Origin of the sequence: Mammaliicoccus fleurettii (assembly GCF_003970575.1) — a bacterium.
In the GTDB taxonomy this organism is placed as follows: domain Bacteria; phylum Bacillota; class Bacilli; order Staphylococcales; family Staphylococcaceae; genus Mammaliicoccus; species Mammaliicoccus fleurettii.
Map to the genome: position 1 here is coordinate 1 of NZ_RXWZ01000231.1, position 3470 is coordinate 3470.

At 29.9% G+C, this 3470-nt stretch carries 4 protein-coding genes and 1 pseudogene; 1 reads left to right on the top strand and 4 read right to left on the bottom strand.

Annotated features, from left to right (window positions below; all coding sequences use genetic code 11):
- The 4 genes and pseudogenes from CD129_RS13040 to CD129_RS13055 form a co-directional block, all read right to left on the bottom strand.
- Window positions 1-207: pseudogene (locus CD129_RS13040) on the bottom strand (hypothetical protein); the annotation flags it as partial.
- A 328-nt stretch (window positions 208-535) separates the two neighbouring features.
- Window positions 536-931, bottom strand: a complete 396-nt coding sequence (arsC, locus tag CD129_RS13045) for an arsenate reductase (thioredoxin) (RefSeq protein ID WP_115336973.1) — start codon at window positions 929-931, stop codon at window positions 536-538.
- A 17-nt stretch (window positions 932-948) separates the two neighbouring features.
- Window positions 949-2238, bottom strand: coding sequence for an arsenite efflux transporter membrane subunit ArsB (gene arsB / locus CD129_RS13050; RefSeq protein ID WP_115336974.1), 1290 nt, complete (start codon window positions 2236-2238; stop codon window positions 949-951).
- Window positions 2238-2552: an ArsR/SmtB family transcription factor gene (locus CD129_RS13055; RefSeq protein ID WP_115336975.1), complete on the bottom strand. Its 315-nt coding sequence runs from the start codon at window positions 2550-2552 to the stop codon at window positions 2238-2240. Before CD129_RS13055 ends, arsB begins: the two co-directional genes overlap by 1 nt.
- A 227-nt stretch (window positions 2553-2779) precedes the next feature.
- Here CD129_RS13055 and CD129_RS13060 point away from each other — a divergent pair.
- A partial coding sequence (locus CD129_RS13060; RefSeq protein ID WP_144437026.1) for a hypothetical protein occupies window positions 2780-3470 on the top strand: 691 nt, incomplete at its 3' end.

Sequence of the window (3470 nt, forward strand, 5' to 3'; positions counted from 1 at the left end):
GATATCTATTTTAATATTTCTAGTCATAATAAAACTCCCTGCTAAGTTTTCACTATTTAAGTGTTTACTTAACAGGGAGCATATCATATCCACTTGGGTTTTGCTTCTAATGTTTAATTGATCCATTATCTCTCTTATGCTACATCCCTTGATTTTCATTTCGATTACTTTGTTTTTAGTTTCTACTGAATATGCGACTCTTTTCATAGAAAAAACACCTCCGTATAAATTCATTTTAATATGAATTCAACGAAAGTGTTTTTATTTTATTCCCACAAATTGGGGTCAGCTCAAGTTTTAACCAACACTTTTTACGAATATAGTAAGCGATAGCGCGCTAGATTATATAAAAAATAAACTGTGAAGTAGAGTCGTACGTTCTCTACTTACACAGTTTATTTTACACTCCCTGTTTTTTTGCGATTTCCTCACCTGTAAGTTTTTGTTCGGCTGTCATTTTTGGAGTTATATGGCACAAATTTTGTTTTTTAAATGGCAAAACACCCCTTATTTAGTTAATAAGAGGTGTTTATTATTATCTCAATTTAAACTTTTCTATAGCTAATTTAATCTCGTCTCTAACACGTTGAAATTCTGACCATTCTTTACCTGCTGGATCCTCAAAACCCCAATGCTCTTTTTTAACGTTTGGTGGTAAAATAGGACAATTATCGTCTGCATCACTACATAACGTTACGACCAAATCTGATTGTTTTAAAATATTATTATCAATCAAGTCTGGCGTATGGTTTGATATATCAATATCTACTTCTTTCATAGCTTCTATTGCTTTATGATTAACACCATGCGTTTCAATACCAGCAGAATAGACATTCCAATCTTCACCCAATATTTCCTTTCCCCAACATTCAGCCATTTGGCTACGACAAGAGTTTCCTGTACATATAAAATAAATTGTTTTCTTATCCATAATTAAAGCCTCTTTTCTTAAAATATGATTAGTGTAAGGTATAAACCTAAGAGTGTTACAAATAGGACTGGAATAGTAATGATAATTCCAGTTTTAAAGTATGTTCCCCACGAAATCTTCACACCTTTTTGTGTTAAGACATGTAGCCACAATAATGTTGCTAAAGAACCAATCGGTGTTATTTTAGGTCCTAAATCAGAACCTATGACATTTGCATAAATCATACCTTCTTTTAATATACCTGTAGTACTGGATTGACCAATCGCTATTGCATCTATTAAAACAGTTGGCATGTTGTTCATAATTGAAGATAAGAAAGCAGCTATAAAGCCCATACCCATGATACTGCTGAATAACCCATAACTTGAAATATTTGTTAGGATATCCCCAAGAATAGTTGTAATACCTACATTTTTTAGTCCAAACACAACAAGGTACATACCAATAGAGAATACAACAATATTCCATGGTGCGCCTTTAATGACTTGTTTTGTATGAACTGCTTTAGATTTACGAGCTAATATTACAAAGATAAGAGCAATGATACCAGCAATGATTGATACAGGTATTTGTATAAACTCACTAACAAGATATCCCACAAGTAGTATTGCTAATACAATCCATGAAAGCTTAAATAATTTAGGATCTTTGATTACATTTTTAGGGTCTGAAAGATTTTCTGTATTGAACGTTTTAGGTATAGATTTTCTGAAATATAACCATAAAACGAGAATACTAGCAATCAGAGAGAATATGTTGGGAATAATCATGCGACTAAAATATTCAATAAATCCAATATCGAAGTAATCTGCAGAAACGATATTAACTAAGTTACTTACAATTAAAGGTAGTGATGTAGTATCAGCAATAAAACCACTAGCAATAATAAAAGGAAAAATCACTTTTTTATTAAAACCTAGATTTCTTACCATTGCTAATACAATAGGAGTTAAGATTAAAGCTGCACCATCATTTGCGAAAAATGCTGCTACAATTGCCCCTAATATCATGATGAAAACAAACATTTTTAATCCATTACCGTTTGAAGCCTTAACCATATGTATCGCAGACCATTCGAAAAATCCAATTTCATCTAATATTAATGAAATAAGAATAACAGCTACAAATGTTAAGGTAGCATTCCAAACAATACCTGTTACTTCTAATACATCAGAAAAACTTACGACTCCCGTAATGATAGCAACGACAGCTCCAATTAAAGCTGTAATACCAATATCTAAACCTTTCGGTTGCCATATCACAAAGAGTAAAGTTAAAAGAAAAATCACAATTGCTAATATTGTCATCAACACTCACCTGATTTCATACTTTTACATACACATCGTTCATTAGATGTATTAATAAGATTTAAATTGTGATTAACATCATCTAAAATTTCATGATTAAGTCGATACATATGTTTATTACCTTCTTTTCGTGAAAAAACTAATTGCTTATCGACTAATGACTTCATATGATGACTTAGCGTTGGCTGTGAAAATTGAAAATGTTCCAGTAAATCACAAGCACATAGTTCACCACATGAAAGTAAATCTATTATTTCTAATCTGCTTGGATCAGATAAAACTTTTAATATTGATGCTAGTTCTTGATAAGACATAGCCATACCTCCCTTACGTTATATAGATTATCATCTATATATATAATTGTCTATGTAATTTGTTCTTGTGGATCTATGGGATTGAGGAATGAGAAAAAACCGCATCATCTACCGATAAGCAGAAGCTTATCACAAATAAAACTAAAAAACAGGAGTGAGAAGATGAAGAGTGTAAATCAGATTAATTAATAATAATGTATCAAATTTAAAGAAAGTAGGGGGTACAAATGTATAGTGCATTAGACAGAGAAAATATTAGAAATATAATTATAGACAGTTTAGTAAATGAAAATGTTGATGGAATCATTCAAATAGGTTCAGGTGTTCAAGGATATAATGATAAATATTCTGATTTGGATATGATGATTGCTTATAATGGCGATTTAATAGACATGAAAAATAAATTAAAAAATATTTACACTGAACTAGGTGCCTTTTATATTAAAGATTTACAATTAAGAGACAATATTTATTTGATAACACCATTCTTTGAAAATGGTCTAGAGATTAATTCTTCATTACTTCCTATAGATTTATTAAGCGTAAAATCACCTTTATGGAAAATAGAATATGATAAGCATGGAGAAATATATAATAAAATGAATCAAGAAAATAAAAACTATATTCATAATATGACAGAAAAGGTTTTAGAAGAAGAAGATATTTTCGACTTTATGTATGCAAAAAGAAAACTTCATATTGCTTTGAACAGAAAAGATGTAATACATGCTAATCAAATGCTTGAAATGATGAGAGACTATTTACTTAACTATCAGGTAATATTAGAAAATAAGAAGTTTCACCAATTTAAATCATATAAAGACTTGAATTTAGATTTTCAAAATGAATTTTTAAAAACCTTTCCTTCTAAAATAGATTTAAATAGCATCGAAATTTCCGCAAATAAAGTTAATATTT